The 16713-nt window shown below is 63.1% G+C and carries 18 protein-coding genes; 6 read left to right on the forward strand and 12 right to left on the reverse strand.

The features are described from left to right. The first annotated feature begins 7 nt into the window (after window positions 1-7). Window positions 8-1534: a cryptochrome/photolyase family protein gene (locus tag QYE47_RS07465; protein WP_014591334.1), complete on the forward strand. Its 1527-nt coding sequence runs from the start codon at window positions 8-10 to the stop codon at window positions 1532-1534. Continuing rightward, the gene (locus tag QYE47_RS07470) at window positions 1531-1713 is read left to right on the forward strand and encodes a DUF2256 domain-containing protein (protein ID WP_081343602.1); all 183 of its coding nucleotides are present in this window, start codon (window positions 1531-1533) and stop codon (window positions 1711-1713) included. Before QYE47_RS07465 ends, QYE47_RS07470 begins: the two co-directional genes overlap by 4 nt. Here QYE47_RS07470 and QYE47_RS07475 read toward each other — a convergent pair. From QYE47_RS07475 to QYE47_RS07505, 7 genes are all read right to left on the reverse strand, one after another. After that, on the reverse strand, window positions 1651-2139 hold the full coding sequence (locus QYE47_RS07475) for a DUF2878 domain-containing protein (protein ID WP_019436667.1): 489 nt from the start codon (window positions 2137-2139) through the stop codon (window positions 1651-1653). The two genes, QYE47_RS07470 and QYE47_RS07475, sit on opposite strands and share 63 nt — an antisense overlap. Further along, window positions 2139-3401, reverse strand: a complete 1263-nt coding sequence (locus tag QYE47_RS07480) for a cyclopropane-fatty-acyl-phospholipid synthase family protein (protein WP_019436666.1) — start codon at window positions 3399-3401, stop codon at window positions 2139-2141. Before QYE47_RS07480 ends, QYE47_RS07475 begins: the two co-directional genes overlap by 1 nt. After that, a complete protein-coding gene (locus QYE47_RS07485; protein ID WP_019436665.1) occupies window positions 3376-4185 on the reverse strand; it encodes a DUF1365 domain-containing protein in 810 nt (269 codons plus the stop codon). The genes QYE47_RS07480 and QYE47_RS07485 overlap by 26 nt, the downstream gene beginning before the upstream one ends. Next, window positions 4182-5429, reverse strand: a complete 1248-nt coding sequence (locus tag QYE47_RS07490) for an NAD(P)/FAD-dependent oxidoreductase (RefSeq protein WP_014591330.1) — start codon at window positions 5427-5429, stop codon at window positions 4182-4184. The genes QYE47_RS07485 and QYE47_RS07490 overlap by 4 nt, the downstream gene beginning before the upstream one ends. Window positions 5430-5435: 6 nt before the next feature. Continuing rightward, window positions 5436-6188 (reverse strand): SDR family oxidoreductase, encoded by a 753-nt coding sequence (locus QYE47_RS07495; protein WP_070383852.1) that lies wholly within the window; start codon window positions 6186-6188, stop codon window positions 5436-5438. After that, complete coding sequence (locus QYE47_RS07500; RefSeq protein WP_014591328.1) at window positions 6185-6607, reverse strand: nuclear transport factor 2 family protein; 423 nt, start codon at window positions 6605-6607, stop codon at window positions 6185-6187. Before QYE47_RS07500 ends, QYE47_RS07495 begins: the two co-directional genes overlap by 4 nt. Window positions 6608-6711: 104 nt before the next feature. After that, on the reverse strand, window positions 6712-7158 hold the full coding sequence (locus tag QYE47_RS07505; protein ID WP_014591327.1) for a PAS domain S-box protein: 447 nt from the start codon (window positions 7156-7158) through the stop codon (window positions 6712-6714). A gap of 153 nt (window positions 7159-7311) precedes the next feature. Between QYE47_RS07505 and QYE47_RS07510 the strand changes: the two genes are divergently transcribed. Continuing rightward, window positions 7312-8199 carry a MerR family transcriptional regulator gene (locus QYE47_RS07510; RefSeq protein WP_014591326.1) on the forward strand — a complete coding sequence of 296 codons (888 nt, stop codon included), beginning with the start codon at window positions 7312-7314 and terminating at the stop codon, window positions 8197-8199. Window positions 8200-8535: 336 nt separating this feature from the next. On the opposite strand, the gene QYE47_RS07515 is transcribed toward QYE47_RS07510, so the two are convergent. From QYE47_RS07515 to QYE47_RS07535, 5 genes are all read right to left on the reverse strand, one after another. Next, window positions 8536-8895: a cupin domain-containing protein gene (locus QYE47_RS07515; protein ID WP_003253997.1), complete on the reverse strand. Its 360-nt coding sequence runs from the start codon at window positions 8893-8895 to the stop codon at window positions 8536-8538. Beyond that, window positions 8892-9485 (reverse strand): GNAT family N-acetyltransferase, encoded by a 594-nt coding sequence (locus QYE47_RS07520; RefSeq protein ID WP_076403836.1) that lies wholly within the window; start codon window positions 9483-9485, stop codon window positions 8892-8894. Before QYE47_RS07520 ends, QYE47_RS07515 begins: the two co-directional genes overlap by 4 nt. A 264-nt stretch (window positions 9486-9749) precedes the next feature. Beyond that, window positions 9750-10319, reverse strand: coding sequence for a GNAT family N-acetyltransferase (locus tag QYE47_RS07525; protein ID WP_014591324.1), 570 nt, complete (start codon window positions 10317-10319; stop codon window positions 9750-9752). A 177-nt stretch (window positions 10320-10496) separates the two neighbouring features. Further along, complete coding sequence (locus QYE47_RS07530; RefSeq protein ID WP_014591323.1) at window positions 10497-11456, reverse strand: ribose-phosphate pyrophosphokinase; 960 nt, start codon at window positions 11454-11456, stop codon at window positions 10497-10499. A gap of 95 nt (window positions 11457-11551) precedes the next feature. Further along, entirely contained in the window at window positions 11552-12541 is a 990-nt protein-coding gene (locus QYE47_RS07535; RefSeq protein ID WP_014591322.1) for a universal stress protein, read from the reverse strand. A gap of 198 nt (window positions 12542-12739) precedes the next feature. On the opposite strand from QYE47_RS07535, the gene QYE47_RS07540 reads away from it, so the two are divergent. From QYE47_RS07540 to tcuB, 3 genes are all read left to right on the forward strand, one after another. Continuing rightward, window positions 12740-13660, forward strand: coding sequence for a LysR substrate-binding domain-containing protein (locus QYE47_RS07540; RefSeq protein WP_014591321.1), 921 nt, complete (start codon window positions 12740-12742; stop codon window positions 13658-13660). 140 nt (window positions 13661-13800) lie between these two features. Beyond that, window positions 13801-15255 (forward strand): FAD-dependent tricarballylate dehydrogenase TcuA, encoded by a 1455-nt coding sequence (tcuA, locus tag QYE47_RS07545; RefSeq protein ID WP_014591320.1) that lies wholly within the window; start codon window positions 13801-13803, stop codon window positions 15253-15255. Further along, window positions 15236-16414: a tricarballylate utilization 4Fe-4S protein TcuB gene (tcuB, locus tag QYE47_RS07550; RefSeq protein WP_014591319.1), complete on the forward strand. Its 1179-nt coding sequence runs from the start codon at window positions 15236-15238 to the stop codon at window positions 16412-16414. Before tcuA ends, tcuB begins: the two co-directional genes overlap by 20 nt. Window positions 16415-16713 lie beyond the last annotated feature (299 nt).

Genomic DNA, 16713 nt, shown 5'->3' on the forward strand with positions numbered 1-16713 from the left:
CCGGACGATGCGCCTGGGCCTGGTGCTGGGTGACCAATTGTCGTTTGACCTGGCAAGTCTGGCGTCCCTTGATCCTGCTCGCGATGCGGTCCTGATGGCGGAAGTGGAGGGGGAGGCCCGATACGTACCGCATCATCCGCTGAAGATCGTTCTCATCTTCAGCGCCATGCGGCATTTTGCCCAGGCCCTGCGTGAACGGGGTTGGCAGGTGCACTATGCCGAGCTGGATGCCGAGGGTAACAGCGGCAGCATCGTGGGTGAGTTGCGTCGATGGCAACAAGCCTTGGGCGCTACCCACATTCACTTGACCGAGTGCGGTGAGTGGCGCCTGGAGCAGGCCTTGCGTGATGCAGCACTGCCGCTTGTGTGGTTTCGCGACACGCGTTTTCTGTGCTCCCGTGAAGCCTTCGGGCGCTGGGCCACAGAACGTCGCCAGCTGCGCATGGAGCACTTCTATCGTGGCATGCGCAAGCGAACCGGCCTGCTCATGGAGCCTGACGGCAGCCCGGCAGGTGGGGCCTGGAATTTCGATGGCGACAATCGTAAGCCATTGCCACGGCAGCTGCGTGGCCTATTCGCTGCGCATTTTGCGCAAGACGACATCACGGCAGCGGTGGTGGCCTTGGTGCGTCAGCGCTTCAGCGACCACTACGGGGGCGTCGACGGTTTCGACTACCCCGTGACCCATGCCGAGGCACAACAGCTGTGGCAGCATTTTCTGGATTTCGGCCTGGCGGTTTTCGGTGACTACCAGGACGCGATGGCCGAAGGCGAGCCGTACCTGTTTCATGCGCGCATCAGTGCGGCGCTCAACATCGGCCTTCTGGATGTACGTCGTCTGTGCGACGACGTCGACACAGCCTGGCGCGAGGGGCGGGTGCCGCTCAATGCAGCCGAAGGCTTCATTCGCCAGCTGATCGGCTGGCGTGAGTATGTGCGTGGCATCTATTGGCAGCGCATGCCGGCGTATGCCGAGCTCAATCACCTGAACAACGACCGGGCGCTGCCAGAATTCTACTGGACCGGGCGCACCCGCATGCGCTGCATGGCGCAAGCCATCGGGCAGACCCTGCGGTTGGGCTACGCTCACCATATCCAGCGGTTGATGGTTACCGGCAACTTCGCCTTGCTGGCCGGTATCGTGCCAACCGCAATTTGTGAGTGGTACCTGGCGGTCTACATGGATGCCTTCGAATGGGTCGAACTGCCCAACACGCTTGGCATGGTGATGCACGCCGACGGCGGCTACCTGGGGTCCAAGCCGTACTGCGCCAGTGGTCGTTATATCCAGCGCATGTCCGATCATTGCAAGGCTTGCAGTTACAGGGTCGACCAGGTGACTGAAGAGGAGGCCTGCCCATTCAATGCCTTGTATTGGCATTTTCTCATTCGCCATCGCCCCCAGCTCTCGGCTAACCCGCGCCTGGCCCTGGTCTATCGCAGCCTTGATGGCATGCCCGCTGGCCGTCGCGATGCCGTGTGGCAACGTGGCCAGTCATTGCTGGCGCGGCTCGATGCGGGGCAGGCGTTATGAAAAAGAGCCTTCTGCCCAGCAAGGTTTGCGTGGCGTGTGGCCGGCCGTTCACCTGGCGCAAGCGCTGGGCACGCTGTTGGGAGCAGGTGCTCTACTGTTCCGAGCGATGTCGGCGGTCAGCGCCGCGCCGCGATGCGCGCCAGCAGGGGCAGGGCCAAAGCCCATATCGGCATCAGTAGCAGGCTGGTTTCCAGCGCGCCCAATGGCAAGGCGACACCTGCCAGCCTGGCGCCGCCTACATAGGCCAGGGGGCCGCCAAGCGCCCCCAGCAGTGCGCCGATTCGCCAGTGCCTGCCGGCCCATGCCAGGCTGTGACGCATTCCGCTGGCCAGCACCAACCACAGCAGCGCTAGCCACAGCGGCAGGGGCCAGGCGTCGAAACCGAACACTCCCAGTACTCCCAGCACGCTGTCGAGCACGCAGCCGACAAAGGTGACACGCAACAGCGCCTTGAGCTCGGCATTGATGTCCGGGCACAGGCGCAGGTGCACTGCCACGCCCGGAATCACCAGCAGCAACAGCAAAGGCCGCTCGGCCCCCAGCACGCAGACCCACCAGCCGGCTTGCAGCCAGAGGGCATTGGCGATCAGCCAGCGGCTGGGCATCAGGCACCGCCAGGCAAGGGCGCGCGGCGTGCCTGGGGGGCTGCCCAGAGCAGGTGCGCAACACCGATGGCGCGTTCCTCGAAACCGCCCTGGCAGTAGCAGAGGTAAAACTCCCACAGGCGCTGGAACATGTCGTCGTAGCCAAGGTCCGTCAGCGCAGTGCGTGCCTGACGCAGGTTTTCGCGCCAGTGTCGCAGGGTGTGGGCGTAGTCCAGGCCAAAATCTTCCATGTGCACAAGGTTCAGGCCAGTGTGCCGGCTGGCGGTGTCGAGCAACACGCTTAGCGAAGGCAGGGCGCCACCGGGGAAGATGTACCGCTGGATAAAGTCTACCGAGCGTTGCGCCTGGGCATAGCGCTGGTCGCGGATGGTGATCGCCTGCAATAGCATCAGGCCTTCAGGCTTGAGCAGCGAAGCACACTGGCGGAAATACACCGGCAGGTAGCGATGACCGACCGCTTCGATCATCTCGATCGAAACCAGTTTGTCGAACGTGCCTTGAAGGTCGCGGTAGTCTTCGCGCAGCACTTGCACGCGCTGCCCCAGCCCCAAGGCCTTGACGCGTTCCAGGGTATGGCTGTACTGCGCCTCGGAGAGCGTCGTGGTGGTGACCCTGCAGCCGTAGCGGGTGGCTGCGTGGATAGCGAGGCTGCCCCAGCCGCTGCCAATTTCCAGCAGGTGATCGTCAGGGCTCAGTTCGAGCTTCTGGCAGATGCGCTCCAGCTTGTGCAACTGGGCCTGCTCCAGTGTTTGCTCAGGGTGTTCGAATTGCGCAGCCGAATACATCATGGTGGGGTCCAGCAGCCGCTCGAACAGGGCATTGCCCAAGTCGTAGTGGGCCAGGATGTTGCGCCGGGCACCGCGCTTGTCGTTGCGGTTGAGCCGGTGCAGCAGGCGCAGGGCAGGGCGGCCCAAGCGGGCCAGGCCGCCCTCTAGCGCGTCAAGCACTTCAAGGTTGGCGACGAACAGGCGGGTCACCAGCGCCAGGTCGGGGCTGCGCCAATAGCCGTGAATGTAGGCTTCGCCAGCACCGATCGAGCCATTGCCGGCGATCAGGCTCCAGGTGGCGTCATCGAGGATCTCCACCTCGGCCTGGAACGGGCTGTCGGCATCACCGAAACTCCACTGCTGCCCGTGGCTGAGCAGGCGCAGGTGGCCGTGACGCAGCTTGCTCAACTGGGCGAGCACGGCGCTTCGTGCCAGCCCGCCGAGCAGTGGCGCAAGGCCTGCGAACTTGCTAACGCTCAGGGTGGGATTTGACATCATCAAGGTCCTCGCAAGGTTGGCCGAGTGCCAGGTCACGCTGGCAGGTGGTGTGGTCATGCACGGGGGTGCGTTTGAGTAACAGGCGAAGCGCTTGCCAGTAGATGGCCGAGACAGTGCGCAGGCTCATCCATGGGAAGTTCAGGACATACCGACGTAGCGCTGCTCCATCCAGTGGCTTGCGGCGCAGGGCGAGATCGGCCTCGAACACCTTTGTGCCGCCTTGCCAGTTCTGCATCTGAATGCGTACATGGTCCGTGTCCAGGAAAAAGCGCAGGCGATAGTCCATGTCCAACGACATGAACGGCGACACATGGAAGGCCTTGCCGACGCTGAAGGGCCTGGCAAGGTTGCCTTGCACCGGGAGCACGTAATGAAAGCGTTCACGCCAGGGCGTGTTGCGCACTTCCATCAGGATCGCGGTCAGGCGCCCGTCGCGGTCATGGCAGAAATAGAAACTCACCGGGTTGAACGACAGCCCCCAGCACCTCAGTTGCGTGAGCAGCTGTACCCGGCCTTCGGGCAGGTGCCCCGTCGCCTGCCCGACCAGCAAGCGTGCAGCCTGGGCCAGCGATTCGCCTTGGCGGGTCAGGGCGGGCAGGTAGTCGGTCTCGCGCCAGCACAACGGCGCCAGGCGCCAGCGTCCCAGCAAGCGTGACAGGCCCATCAGCCAGGATTGTTCGTCCAGGTCCAGGTAGAACATGCCGATCCGGTAGCGGAACGCGTGGACCCGCGGCGTCAGCCGTCGGTGGCTGATCCAGCCCATGCAGAGGCTGCTGTTCACAGTTGCTCTCCGAAGTGCGCGGCCACCTTCAGTGCGCTGACCACCCCGTCTTCATGAAAGCCATTGCCCCAGTAGGCGCCACAGAAGTAACTGTGCTGTTGCCCTTGCAGTTGTCCTTGGCATGCCTGGGCAGCCGACGCTGCAACGCTGTACTGGGGATGGGCGTACTGGAAGCGGGCGATGACCTGCGCCGGGTCTATCAGTGCGGTCTGGTTGAGGCTCACACAGAAGGTTGTCGGGGCCTGGATACCCTGCAGAATGTTCATGTTGTAGGTCAGCGCGGCGGGAGCCCGCTCAGGGCCGCCCAGGCGGTAGTTCCAGCTGGCCCAGGCGCGCTGGCGGCGTGGCAGCAGGCGGGTATCAGTGTGCAGCACCACGTCGTTGCTGGCGTAATCGATGGCGCTGAGTACGGCGCGCTCCTGGTTGCTGGGGCTTTCCAGCAGTGCCAGGGCCTGATCGCTGTGACAAGCGAACACCACATTGTCGAAGCGCTCGGTGCCAGCCGCGCTCACGAGGGTCACGCCACCTTCGTCGCGGCTGACCCGGTAGACCTTGCAGTTGAGGCGGATGCGCTCAGCGAAGGGCCGGCACAGCGGTGCGACATAGCTGCGCGAGCCGCCTTTGATCACCCGCCACTGTGGACGTTGGTTGACCGACAGCAAGCCGTGGTTGCGGCAGAAGCGCACGAAGAACTCAAGCGGGAAGTGGAGCATGTCTGCGCGAGACATCGACCAGATCGCCGACCCCATCGGCACGATGTAATGATCGATGAAGCGTTGCCCATAGCGGTTCGCTTGAAGGTAGTCGCCCAGCGTGGTGCTGGCATCGATACGCTGGTTGTCCAGGTCGGCCAGTGCCTGACGGTTGAAACGCAGAATGTCCCGGATCATCCCCCAGAACCCTGGGGACACCAGGTTGCTGCGTTGGGCGAACAGGGTGTTCAGGTCGTGGCCGTTATATTCCAGGCCCGTAATCGGGTCATGCACGGAAAAGCTCATCTCGGTCGGCTGCGATGGCACTTGAAGCTGGTCGAGCAAGCGGATGAAGTTCGGGTACGTCCAGTCGTTGAAGACGATGAAACCGGTATCTATTGCATGGCGCTGGCCGTTCCAGACCACATCAAGGGTGTGCGTGTGGCCCCCGACCCATTGCTCAGCCTCGAAAACCGTGACTTCGTGCTTGCGTGACAGCAAATGGGCGCAGGTCAGCCCCGCGATGCCACTGCCGATGATTGCTATACGCATGGATCATCATTCCTGTTCATGACGGGCGAGGCGTTGGCCCAGCGCCAGGCGCAGGCGCGCGGGTAGCGCCCCGAGCAGGCGCAACACCAAGGTGAAAAGACCGGGGAAGTTGATTTCCAGGGGGCGGCGGGGCAGGCGCCTGGCGATATGCCGGGCGGCACGCTGCGCAGACCACAGCTGTGGCATGGGGAAATCGTTGCGACGGGTCAGTGGCGTGTCCACGAAGCCTGGGCTCACCAGGGTGACCGCGATGCCCTCGCGGGCCAGGTCGATTCGCTGTGACTCCACCAGATAGCGCACCGCGGCCTTGGACGCGCCATAGGCGCCGGCGCGGGGCAAGGCCAGCCAGGTTACCGAACTGCCCATCACCACCAGGTGGGGGCGCTGGCCGGCGCGCAGCAAGGGCAGTGCTGCCGCCAGGCAGTAGCTGACGCCCAGCAGGTTGGTGCGCATGACGCGCTCGACCAACGCCGGATCGAAATGCCCAGGCTCCAGGTATTCGCAGGTGCCGGCATTGAGAATGGCCATGTCCAGGCCTCCCCAGGCCTGCTCGATTTGCGCAGCGATGCCGGCGACCTGCTCCGGGTTGTCAAGATCGCCAATGGCCAGCAATGCCTGCCCGGGAAACCGTTCGGCCAGCGGGGCAAGGCGGTCGACGTTACGCCCGCCCAAGGCAACCTGGTGGCCTTGCTCCAGGAGGACTTGCGCGAGCGCGGCACCGATACCGCTGCTGGCGCCAGTCAGCCAACAGCGGCTCATGCCAGCCTGCCTTTGAGCCAGCGGATCGCAGTGCCCATGACGGGAAGGTGCTCATAAAGCAGGGCACCGGCGTCGAAATAGTCCTGGTGAAAATGCACACGGTCGCGCCAATGCAGGCAGCTACAGCCTTGCAACGTGATCGGCTGGCCGCCAGCAAGGCGCGGGTGACAAAACTGCAGTGTCCAACGCAGGTAGCCCTGCCCGGGCGTTACCTCGTCGGCGCTGGTGAAGGCGTAGCGGATATCGGTGGCGTTGGCGTACAACTGCTCGAAGTAGGCACGCAGGGCCTGCAGCCCCTGTATCTGGTGCAGGGGATCACGAAAGGTGACATCGTCGCTGTACAGTTTATCCAGCGTGTCGAGGCTAGCCCCATCAAGGCGGGCGAAGCGCTCGGCGAATTGCTGTAGGTACGCTGACATACTGGGCTCCAGGGCAATCCTGTACAAAATCGAATTGTTGTACAGGTATAACTGAAGCCTAAGCCTTTATCTATACAAGTCAACGGTCTTGTATAGGTTTTTTGTCAGCGCTTGGCCTTGCCCTGCTGCCGGCGCAGCTCCGCCACTTCAGCCTCCAGCTCGCGAACCCTTTCCTCGGCGAATATTTGCGCTGTGACATCGCGCTGGATGCCAATGTAGTAGGTCAACTGGTCCGCCTCGTTGTGCACGGGTGTGATGGACAACTCGTTCCAGAACAGGCTGCCGTCCTTGCGGTAGTTGCGCAGCACCTGGCAGCAGGGGCGGCCTTCGCGGATCGCCTCGCGGATAATTGCGATGCCCGGCTGGTCGTGATCCTCGCCCTGAAGAAAACGACAGTCCTGATAGAGGATATCGTCGGCGCAGTAGCCGGTCAGGCGCTCGAAGGCCGGGTTGACGTAGATAAGGATGCTCTCATTGCCTTCCTGCTCGGCGACGACGATGCCATCGTTGGAATGTTCGACCATCAGTTGCAGGAGTTTTGCGTTGATCATGGGGCTCACCTACAGGCATTTCGTATGCGATGTGCGCCAAAGGCTTCCGTGCAGAAGCTTTTGGCGCCGTTTGTTGCATGATGAACCAAGGAGGCTCGCCGCAGAAGGTGCATCTGGGTTTAGAATGTATCACCCCTTGAATGACACCTCGTTATGACCGACGCCACCCCACCCGAATTGCTACCCATGCGCGATGTGGTCAGCCTGACCGGCATCAATCCGGTGACCTTGCGTGCCTGGGAGCGGCGTCATGGGTTGATTCGCCCGCAGCGCACCGAGGGCGGCCATCGCTTGTACACGGCCCAGGATGTCCAGCGCATACGCGACATCTTGCGCTGGACCGCCAACGGCCTGCCCATCAGCAAGGTGGGTGACAGGCTCGCCGGCCAGCCTGAGGCGCCTGTGCAGCAGCCCTCGGCCTTTGACGACTGGCGCGCCGCCGTTGCGCGCGCTTGCAGGGCATTCGATGCGCAGGCGCTGGAAGCGATCCATGGACAGCTGTTCACACTCTTGCCAAAGGCCACGGTGCTGCGCGAAGTGCTGATGCCGGTTTGGCATGAGCTGGCCTCAGGCAGTGCGCCAGGCCAGCGTAGCCAATGGCTGTTTCTCGATACGTTCTTGCGCGCCCGGCTGCTACTGCGCTTGCAGATGAACCAGGTCGATGCGCCGCGGGTGCTGCTGGCGGGTACCGAGGGGCAAGCCGAATGCCAGGTGTTGTGCGCCGGGCTGCTGTTGAGCAGCGAGCGACAACGCATCGAAGTGCTCGGCTGCGGGCAGCCGCTGGAAGAGCTCCCGTTGCTGTGTGCGGCGATGCAGCCTGCGGCACTGGTGATCGCGCTGCAGCCACCGGTGAGCCCTGCCTTGGCCAAGCGCCTGCGCTCGCTGCAGATGGAAATTGATTGTCCGCTGGCCTTGACGGGCGAGGGGCTGGCCGGTGTGCAAGCGGCCTTGCACGGGCTGCCGGTATGCCTGCTGGACGAGCAGGGTGCTGACGTCGCGCGCGTGCTTGACGCCTTGCTCAGGGGGGCGCTGGACGTTTGAGCCTGGCCCTGCGCGATGCTCAAGGGGGTTGGGCGCATAGCGGGTTCGTGGGGGCCTGCTCGGCATGCTGGCCCCTTGTCGGCATCATCCCGGTCTGTTCGCTCCCCTGCTGGGGGCGCAGACCGAAACAAGATCCTCGAGCAATCGGGGCGCAACACGCCCGTCATCGGCTTCACCGTCTGCTACGGCGCCGCCAATGTCCTCTTGGCGGAAGGTCACTGCTCAATGCGCTGACTGGCTCCCGAGGCCTCATTGCTCACGCATCGTTTTCAGGTTTGGACGGGCTCGCGTGTCACTGCTCCCTGGGCACGAGGTTTACGGGGGTTCGCACAGTGCTTAGTTCGCGGGCACGAGGATCACGAAGTTCTTCTTCATGTCTTCCACTACGGTCCATTTGCCCTTGGCGCCCGGTTCGATAATGAACGTGTCGCCAGCGGCCAGTGTGACCGGGGCGCAACCCTCAAGCTCGATGACGCAGCACCCACTCAGGACATGGCAGAACTCCCAGACTTTGTAGTCAATGCGCCACGCCCCGGTGCTGGCTTCCCATTCTCCGGAAATGCGACCTTGCTGTTCATCGTGATAGTACTTGGACGTCAGCGTGTGAGGGGTGCCTTCCAACACTTCTTCAAAGAAGGGCAGGTCGCGCAGCGGTTGGATATCCAGTTCGCGGAACACGGTCAGTTTCTGGTTCATGGCTGTTTCTCGAGCACGTTGTGAGTAGGGCGATACATTAAATAGGCTTCACCGGTGACGCCCAGCATCGGGTGCGGAACGATCTGGCAGGTTTTCACAATTTGAAAACCATGACGTTCGTAGAAGCGGCGTGCACCGTGGTTTTCCGCATAATCGATCAGGCACAGTCCATCGAGGCCTGCGTCGTCAGCGCGCTGCTGGGCGTGGCGAAGAAACTCGGCACCCAGCCCCTGGCTCCGCCAGGCCTCATCCAGTGCCAGGCTGGATATGTACAAGGTATCGGGTATTTCCATGTCGGAATAAGGCGCGAGGACGGGGTCGGTTTCGACTGGCCTGTCAGGGGTCGCGCGCAAGGCATAGCTATGCATCATGCCGATGACGCGCCCTTCGAAAGTGGCCATCAGGCAGTTCTTGTATGAAAAGTCGCCCTGTTCTCTGGCATAGCGAGACGCACCGACACTCAGCAATGCTTCTCCAGGTGCGGCGAGCTTGCTCCATATGTAATCGGCCATACCCTCCGATGTCAGTTGAAAGAAGCGCGCAATATCATGCGCGTCCGAGACTCGAGCGGGTCTGAAGTCGATAGGCATGTACAGTGCTCCCATGGTGCCGGGGTCAGTTTTCAAGGGTTACGCCTTTGGCTGGGGGCAGGGTAGACGGTTATAGCGGTTCCCATGATGCTCTACGCGAACACCATCAGCATGGCGTGCGACACTGCCCTCATGCCCAAATGCTCGTGGCCGTACAAGGCTCAGGATGGCTTGGGTAATTAATCGTGCAGTCGCAGGAGGTCGTAAGGCGAAAAACGGGCGGGGCAGCGCGGTGGCTGCCCCAGGTGTTGCTGCAACGGCGCTTCAGGCCAGGTTGAGGCGATGGATGACCTGGGTCGGATCATCCGGGTCGGTACTGGTGGTGAACCCTGCTGCCTTGGCCAGGTCGCGCATCGCCAAATTGGCGGCTGAGTCGATCGAGTACATCTGCCGCAGGCCCTTGGCCCGGGCATGGTCGGTAAGGTGCTTGAGTAACAGGCGGCCCAGCCCATGATGTTGCCAGCTATCGAGCACCGTGACCGCGCACTCGCATTCATCCTTGCCGGCAATGGCGGCGTAACGGGAAATGCCCACCTCTTGTAGCTCACCGTCCACATGGGCGAGGGCGACGAAGGCAGCTTGTCGGTCCTGGTCGATTGCCATCAACTGGTCGAGCATGGCTTCATCGGGCGCCTTGATCTGGCACAGGAAGCGAAAATGCCGCGACTGCGGTGACAGTCGCTCGATGAAGGCCCTTTCGCGCTCCCGGTCCTTGGCTTGCAGTGGCCTGATCAGGACATGGGTGCCATTGTCGAGGGCTTCGATCCAATGCTCCCCCGCCGGCTTGGGAAACGAGGGAGCGGTGTAGTGACGGGAGGGTTCTGTGGGCGCCATGGCAGTCATCCTCGTGTGTCGGAAATGAACAATGGAGGTGTAGTTTCGACGCTTGGCCCCGCGCGGACTTGATAGTTGTCAATTCCACGGTTGCCGGTTTTTGTCATCGGTCAGGCGGAGATCGAAAGCGGATCGTCCAAGAGCAGGGACGCTCCGCCCACATCAAATGCGCCGGGGTCATGCGCCAGAGCCCGGGCGGTTGGCAATCAGCTCGGCGACCAGGGCGCTGGTATCGACGATATCCAGTTGCTCCAGGCATCGCACAGGCAGGCGAAAGGGGGCGATGCTGTCGGCCACCAATACCCGTTCGAACGCGCCGCTGTCGAACAGCTCGCCACCGGTGGTGAACAGGCCGTGGGTGGCCGCGGCCAGCATGCGGCTGGCTCCGGCCTGCCGGCAGGCCTGGGCAGCGCGTAACAGCGTCTGCCCCGTGCTGATCAGGTCGTCGAACACGATGACGGTGCTGCCTGCCACGTTACCGACCAGGTGTTCGCCGCTCAGGCCTGCCTGTTGGCGGTGTTTTTCCATCATGGCCACCGAGACCGGGCGCGCCAGCAGGTGGGCCAGGGCCTGGCGAAACTGCTCGGCGCGTTTGACGCCACCGATATCCGGTGATACTACCGTGACCGCCTGCTCACCGAGTAGCGGGGCCAGGCGTTGGGCGAATAGCTGGGTGCATTGCAGGTTCCAGCTCGGGATTCGGTAGGCGTTGTCGAAGGCGCTGGGGTTGTGCACGTCCAGCGCCACAATGCGGTCCACGCCGCAGCTTTCCATCAGCCGAGCCACATGGCGGGTGATGATAGCGTCCTGAAACTCCACCTTGCGGTCCTTGCGACCATAACAGAGGTAAGGCGTGACTGCCGTCACCTGGCGGGCAGCAGCGTCCTTGAGCGCGCCACAGAAGAACAACAACCGGCATAGCTTGTCATGCGCGCTGTGGTGCGCGTCACCATACAGCGAGTGAAAGACGATGACCGATCGACCGTCCACCGATTCGCCAGGCCAGCACTTGTGCTCTCCGTCCTCGTAGTCGCGCTCTTCATGTGCAGACAGTGTCCTGCCCAGGCGTTGCGCCACGGCACTCCCATAGGCCTGGCTGCCTTGCAAGGCGAACAGCAACGGCAGTGTGTCATTCATGCCCTGCGCTCCAGAGGTCGTTCACAGCAACATGAGCTGCATGGCACTGTGCGGTTTGATGAGTATCCAGTTGAGAATAGCCAGCGGGCGATCGTTCAACCGTGAATCGCCAGAATACTGGAGTGAATCTTGTACAGGGTTTGCTCTGTAGTACTGCCGACGACCTTGCTCACCCCCTCGTGGTAGAGCGTGCCCATCACCACCACATCGAAGCCTTGCTGGTTCGCGTATTCGCTGACCACGTTACGGGCAGCACCCCGCACCAGGTGCAGGTGATCTGGCTTGATGCCATAACGGCCGCCGAACGTCGCCATGCGCTCGCGCGCACGACCGGACATTTCCTCGGCCAGTTTGTCTGTCCAGGCCACGGGTGCGGCGGCATAGGCGACGAAGCTGGCGCTGGGTTCGTAGGCCTGCAGCAGGTGCAGTTGCGCCTTGCAGCGTTGTGCCAGTGCCTGTGCCGATTGCAGGATGTGGTCGTTGAGCTTGTCGATCACCGGGTCGTGCTCGACCAGATCAACGGCGACCAGTATGCGCGCTGGCAGCTTCGTTTCAGCCTGGGCTACCAGGTGCAGCGGGATCGGGCAGCGGCGTAGCAATTGCCAGTCCAATGGCGTGAGCAGGGCACGGCTCAAGGCGGTTTCGTGCTGGATGTCCTTGATCACCATCCCGACCCGGTGCAGTTGGGCCAGCCGGATCAAGTCCTTGAGCGGGTCTTGATCGTCCAGCGTCTCGGCGTAGGCGGTAATGCCCAGCTCGCCCAGCGCCTTCACCTGGTCAGCGAGCCAAGCCTTTCGATGCTCGGCGTCCTGCTTGCGGGCGTTTTTGCGTAGCACCTGGTCCAGGGTTGCCAGGCGCGAGGGCAATTGACTGAGCGCCACCAGATGCAAGGTGGCACCTGCCGCACTGCTCAGCGCCTGAGCGCGCGTCAGGGCAGGCGAAGGGTGCAGGTCTGGATGGCAGATCAGCAGGAGTCTTGAATAAGTGTTCATGATGGCCTCCACCGCGGTGGCAGCCTCGATGAAGGCCCACCGGTTCAGGCCAAGCGTGACGCGGTGGGGCTCGATGACCTTGATATTTATCAAGATTGGCTGAATGTCAGCTTCGATAACGGTTGCGGTGCGTCGTTTATCGCCGCGTTCTGCGCAGGTGACAACTCAGGCGGACACCATCACCCTTGATTCTGAAATTCTAAAGGTGTGTTCGCCGGCCGCTAACATTTATCTGCGCCAAAGCTTGATACTCAATGAGCCGCCGAAATTGCTGAATAGGAGATGCCTTTGATGGAGTTACGCCAGCTTCGTTACTTTCTGAGTGTGCTGGAGTGTGGCAGCCTCGGCAGAGCCGCGCTCGAAACGGGCGTTGGGGTATCTGCGTTGAGCCAGCAACTCACGAAGCTCGAAAGTGAGTTGAGTACCCGCCTGCTGACACGCTCTAGCGTTGGCGTCACGCCCACCGCGGCAGGCTTGGCATTCGAATACCATGCGCGCCTGACGCTGCGCCAGGCCGATTACGCCATGTTGGCCGCACGCAGTGGGCGTATGAGTGGGTACGCCAGCGTCGGTATGGCACCCACCACGGCTTCGGTGTTGGGCCTGGCGCTGATCGCCAGGATGCGTGAGCGCTACCCTGATATCCGTCTTCATTTGGTGGAAATGCTGTCGGGCTACCTGGTGAACCAGCTCAATACTCGGCACCTGGACTTGGCGGTGTTGTTTCAGCTGGAGGCTGGCATGCGGCTGGATGCGCGGCCGCTGCTGGAGGAGCGGCTGTTCGCATTGGTTCCGGTAGCCTTGGTCAAGGCTGACTGGGGGACGTCGCTGACGTTGCAGCAGATCGCCTCGCTGCCCTTGGTGATGCCCAGCGCCCAGCATGGTCTTCGCGCCACGTTACGCGTCATCCTGGAGCGCGTCGGATTGGACGCGAATATCGTCATGGAGGTTGATGGCCTGTCGCTTCTCATGGATTGCGTCAGCGCAGGTCACGCCGCGACGATTCAACCCGGCGCCACTGTGGCCCGGGCCATGCAGGCAGGCCTGCGGGTGTTTTCGATCGACGATCCGCAAGCTCAGCGTCGCAACTTGGTGGTGAGCCTGGTCGATGATGAACTCTCGCCTGCTGCACTTGCCACGCGAATCGTGCTGCATGAAGTCTCCCGCGATTTGGTGCAGCAGGATCGCTGGCCTGGGGCGCGTTTGCTGTGAGCGCCTGCGAACGACCGTCCCTTTAGAAAAACTGAAGACCTCCCCCCTGCAATCGTGTTTCGCCCAAGGTACGAGACCCCCTAGAGTCCGGGGTCCGCGAGGAGCTGCCCAACCCTGGCTTCTCGCTCCCTGGAGGCGACATGATCGATGTACTTGTCATTGGCGGCGGCAATGCTGCCCTCTGCGCCGCGCTGATGGCGCGCGAGGCCGGCGCCAGCGTGATGCTGGTGGAAGCCGCGCCCCGCGCCTGGCGAGGCGGCAACTCCCAACACACCCGTAACCTTCGGTGCATGCACGATGCCCCGCAGGACGTGCTGGTGGAGGCTTACCCCGAAGAAGAGTTCTGGCAGGATCTGCTGAAGGTTACTGATGGCCAGACCAACGAGGCCCTGGCGCGTCTGGTGATTCGTGCCTCGTCCGACTGCCGCGGCTGGATGCGCCGCCACGGTGTGCACTTCCAGCCCTCGTTGTCGGGTGCGCTGCACACTGCACGGACCAACGCTTTCTTCATGGGCGGGGGCAAGGCCCTGGTCAATGCTTATTACCGCAGCGCCGAGCGGCTTGGTGTGCAGGTGCGCTACGACAGCCCGGTGTGCGATCTGGAGTTGCGCGATGGACGCTTCATCGCTGCCCACCTGGCGGCCCGCGACGTCGACGGGCGGCGCCTGCCCGCCGAGCGCATCGAGGCGCGCAGTTGCGTGCTGGCGGCCGGCGGCTTCGAGTCCAATCGCCAATGGCTGCGTGAGGCCTGGGGGCAGAATGATCGCGGCGAGTGGCCGGCGGACAACTTCCTGGTGCGGGGCACGCGCTTCAACGACGGCGCGCTGCTGCGGCGCATGATCGACCTAGGTGCCGACACCATTGGCGACCCGACCCAGGCCCACATGGTCGCCATCGATGCCCGCGCACCGCTGTACGACGGTGGTATCTGCACGCGCATCGACTGCGTGTCGCTTGGCGTGGTGGTGAACCGCGACGGCCAGCGTTTCTACGACGAAGGCGAGGATTTCTGGCCCAAGCGCTATGCCATCTGGGGGCGGCTGGTGGCCCAGCAGCCTGGCCAGGTGGGGTTCTCGATCATCGATCAGAAGGCCCTGGGCCGCTTCATGCCACCGGTGTTCCCTGGCACCCGCGCCGACAGCCTCGAGGCCTTGGCCGTAGCCCTCGAACTGCCGGTGCCTGCGTTTCTCGAGACCCTGCGCGCCTACAACCAGGCATGCCGCCCCGGCACGTTCGACCACACCCGGCTGGACGGTTGCCGCACCGACGGCGTGCAACCGGTCAAGAGCCATTGGGCCTTGCCGATCGATAAGCCGCCGTTCTTCGGTTACCCGCTGCGTCCGGGGGTGACGTTCACCTACCTCGGCCTGCGCACCGATGCCACGGCTGCCGTGCATTTCGGCGGGCGGCCCAGTCCCAACCTGTTCGTCGCCGGCGAGATGATGGCCGGCAACGTGCTGGGCAAGGGCTACACCGCCGGTGTCGGCATGTCCATCGGTACCGCGTTTGGCCGCATCGCCGGCACTCAGGCGGCGGCCGCCGCCGGCCATTGTATTTACCCCCTGGAGGCCCAGCATGACTGTGCAAATGCCTGATCCCCGCGTGTTCGACCCCGCCCCGCCACAGGCCGAGCTGATCCCGCTGCTGAACCTGGACGAGCAGGAGGTGGACCGGCAGATGCGCATCTGCAACGCCTGCCGTTATTGCGAGGGGTTCTGTGCCGTGTTCCCGGCGATGACCCGTCGACTCGACTTCGGCAAGGCCGACATCCACTACCTGGCCAACCTCTGCCACAACTGTGGCGCCTGCTTGCACGCTTGTCAGTACGCCGCACCGCATGCGTTTGCGGTGAACGTGCCGCAGGCCATGGCCAAGGTGCGCGGGCAGACCTACGCTGAGTACGCTTGGCCGGCCCGGTTCGGGCAGCTCTACCGGCGTAATGGCACCTTCGTCGCCGTGGCGTTGGCGCTAGCGCTGTCGCTGTTCTTGCTGCTGGCCTTGCAGGTCAACGGCACTTTGCTGCCTGGGCGGCTGGCCGGAGATTTCTACGCTGTGTTCCCGCACAACACCTTGGCGCTCTTGTTCGGTGGCGTGTTCAGCGCTGCCGGGGTGGCGCTGGCCGTGGCGTTGAGGCGCTTCTGGCGCACGGTGTCGCCCGCCCAAGCGCGGCAACCGGCCAACGGTGCGCTGCCGGAGGCGGCGAGCGCAGTGCTGACGCTCAAGTATCTGGATGGCGGCCATGGCCAAGGCTGCAACAACGCCGACGATCGCTACACGCTGTGGCGTCGACGCTACCATCATTTGACCTTCTACGGCTTCATGCTGTGCTTTGCCGCCACCGTGGTCGCTACCGGTTATCACTACCTGCTGGGCCTGCATGCGCCATACCCGCTGCTGAGCCTGCCGGTGGTCCTCGGCACCCTCGGGGGTATCGGCCTGATCGTCGGGCCAGCGGGCCTGCTGGCGTTGAACCTGCGCCGCCCGCCAGAGCATGGCGATGCCGCGCAGCGCCCCATGGACCGTGCGTTCATCCTGCTTCTGCTGTTGGTCAGCACGACCGGTATGGCGTTGCTGGCCCTGCGTGACACCGAGGTGATGGCGATCCTGCTGGCCGTGCACCTGGGCACCGTCATGGCACTGTTCGTGACCTTGCCCTATGGCAAGTTCGCCCATGGCCTGTTCCGCAGTGCCGCGCTGCTGAAGTTTGCGATCGAAAAGCGCCGGCCCGACCCTCATAGCTTGGGCGGGGACTGAACCCTGCACGGAATGCGATGCGACACCGTGTGTTCAGCCTGGCGAGCAACGCAGTGGCCACCGTGCTGATCTCGCTGTCCCAGGGTGCCTGAGAACGCGAAACCCTGCTGCGCCGCCTGAAGGGTCCGCCGAACCTCATCGCCACGGCCGACCGAATGACACAAACGCCTACCTGGCATCAAGCGATGCCGGATGGGGAAGGGGGCCGTCTACCCGTTGGGCGGCCACATAGACAATAAAAACAAGAGAACAAACCATGCTCGCACTTCTGGGCCTGATCATGGTGGTGACCTTCACCT

This window comes from Pseudomonas sp. 2,4-D, from assembly GCF_030418155.1.
In the GTDB taxonomy this organism is placed as follows: domain Bacteria; phylum Pseudomonadota; class Gammaproteobacteria; order Pseudomonadales; family Pseudomonadaceae; genus Aquipseudomonas; species Aquipseudomonas alloputida.

Coding starts and splice junctions, on each gene's coding strand:
- QYE47_RS07510 (WP_014591326.1), top strand. CDS start 7,312: ATGACCGACGCCACCCCACCCGAATTGCTACCCATGCGCGATGTGGTC.
- QYE47_RS07500 (WP_014591328.1), bottom strand. CDS start 6,607: ATGTCAGCGTACCTACAGCAATTCGCCGAGCGCTTCGCCCGCCTTGAT.
- QYE47_RS07525 (WP_014591324.1), bottom strand. CDS start 10,319: ATGGCGCCCACAGAACCCTCCCGTCACTACACCGCTCCCTCGTTTCCC.
- QYE47_RS07475 (WP_019436667.1), bottom strand. CDS start 2,139: ATGCCCAGCCGCTGGCTGATCGCCAATGCCCTCTGGCTGCAAGCCGGC.
- QYE47_RS07480 (WP_019436666.1), bottom strand. CDS start 3,401: ATGTCAAATCCCACCCTGAGCGTTAGCAAGTTCGCAGGCCTTGCGCCA.
- QYE47_RS07505 (WP_014591327.1), bottom strand. CDS start 7,158: ATGATCAACGCAAAACTCCTGCAACTGATGGTCGAACATTCCAACGAT.
- QYE47_RS07495 (WP_070383852.1), bottom strand. CDS start 6,188: ATGAGCCGCTGTTGGCTGACTGGCGCCAGCAGCGGTATCGGTGCCGCG.
- QYE47_RS07530 (WP_014591323.1), bottom strand. CDS start 11,456: ATGAATGACACACTGCCGTTGCTGTTCGCCTTGCAAGGCAGCCAGGCC.
- QYE47_RS07470 (WP_081343602.1), top strand. CDS start 1,531: ATGAAAAAGAGCCTTCTGCCCAGCAAGGTTTGCGTGGCGTGTGGCCGG.
- QYE47_RS07515 (WP_003253997.1), bottom strand. CDS start 8,895: ATGAACCAGAAACTGACCGTGTTCCGCGAACTGGATATCCAACCGCTG.
- tcuB (WP_014591319.1), top strand. CDS start 15,236: ATGACTGTGCAAATGCCTGATCCCCGCGTGTTCGACCCCGCCCCGCCA.
- QYE47_RS07465 (WP_014591334.1), top strand. CDS start 8: ATGCGCCTGGGCCTGGTGCTGGGTGACCAATTGTCGTTTGACCTGGCA.
- QYE47_RS07540 (WP_014591321.1), top strand. CDS start 12,740: ATGGAGTTACGCCAGCTTCGTTACTTTCTGAGTGTGCTGGAGTGTGGC.
- tcuA (WP_014591320.1), top strand. CDS start 13,801: ATGATCGATGTACTTGTCATTGGCGGCGGCAATGCTGCCCTCTGCGCC.
- QYE47_RS07520 (WP_076403836.1), bottom strand. CDS start 9,485: ATGCCTATCGACTTCAGACCCGCTCGAGTCTCGGACGCGCATGATATT.
- QYE47_RS07490 (WP_014591330.1), bottom strand. CDS start 5,429: ATGCGTATAGCAATCATCGGCAGTGGCATCGCGGGGCTGACCTGCGCC.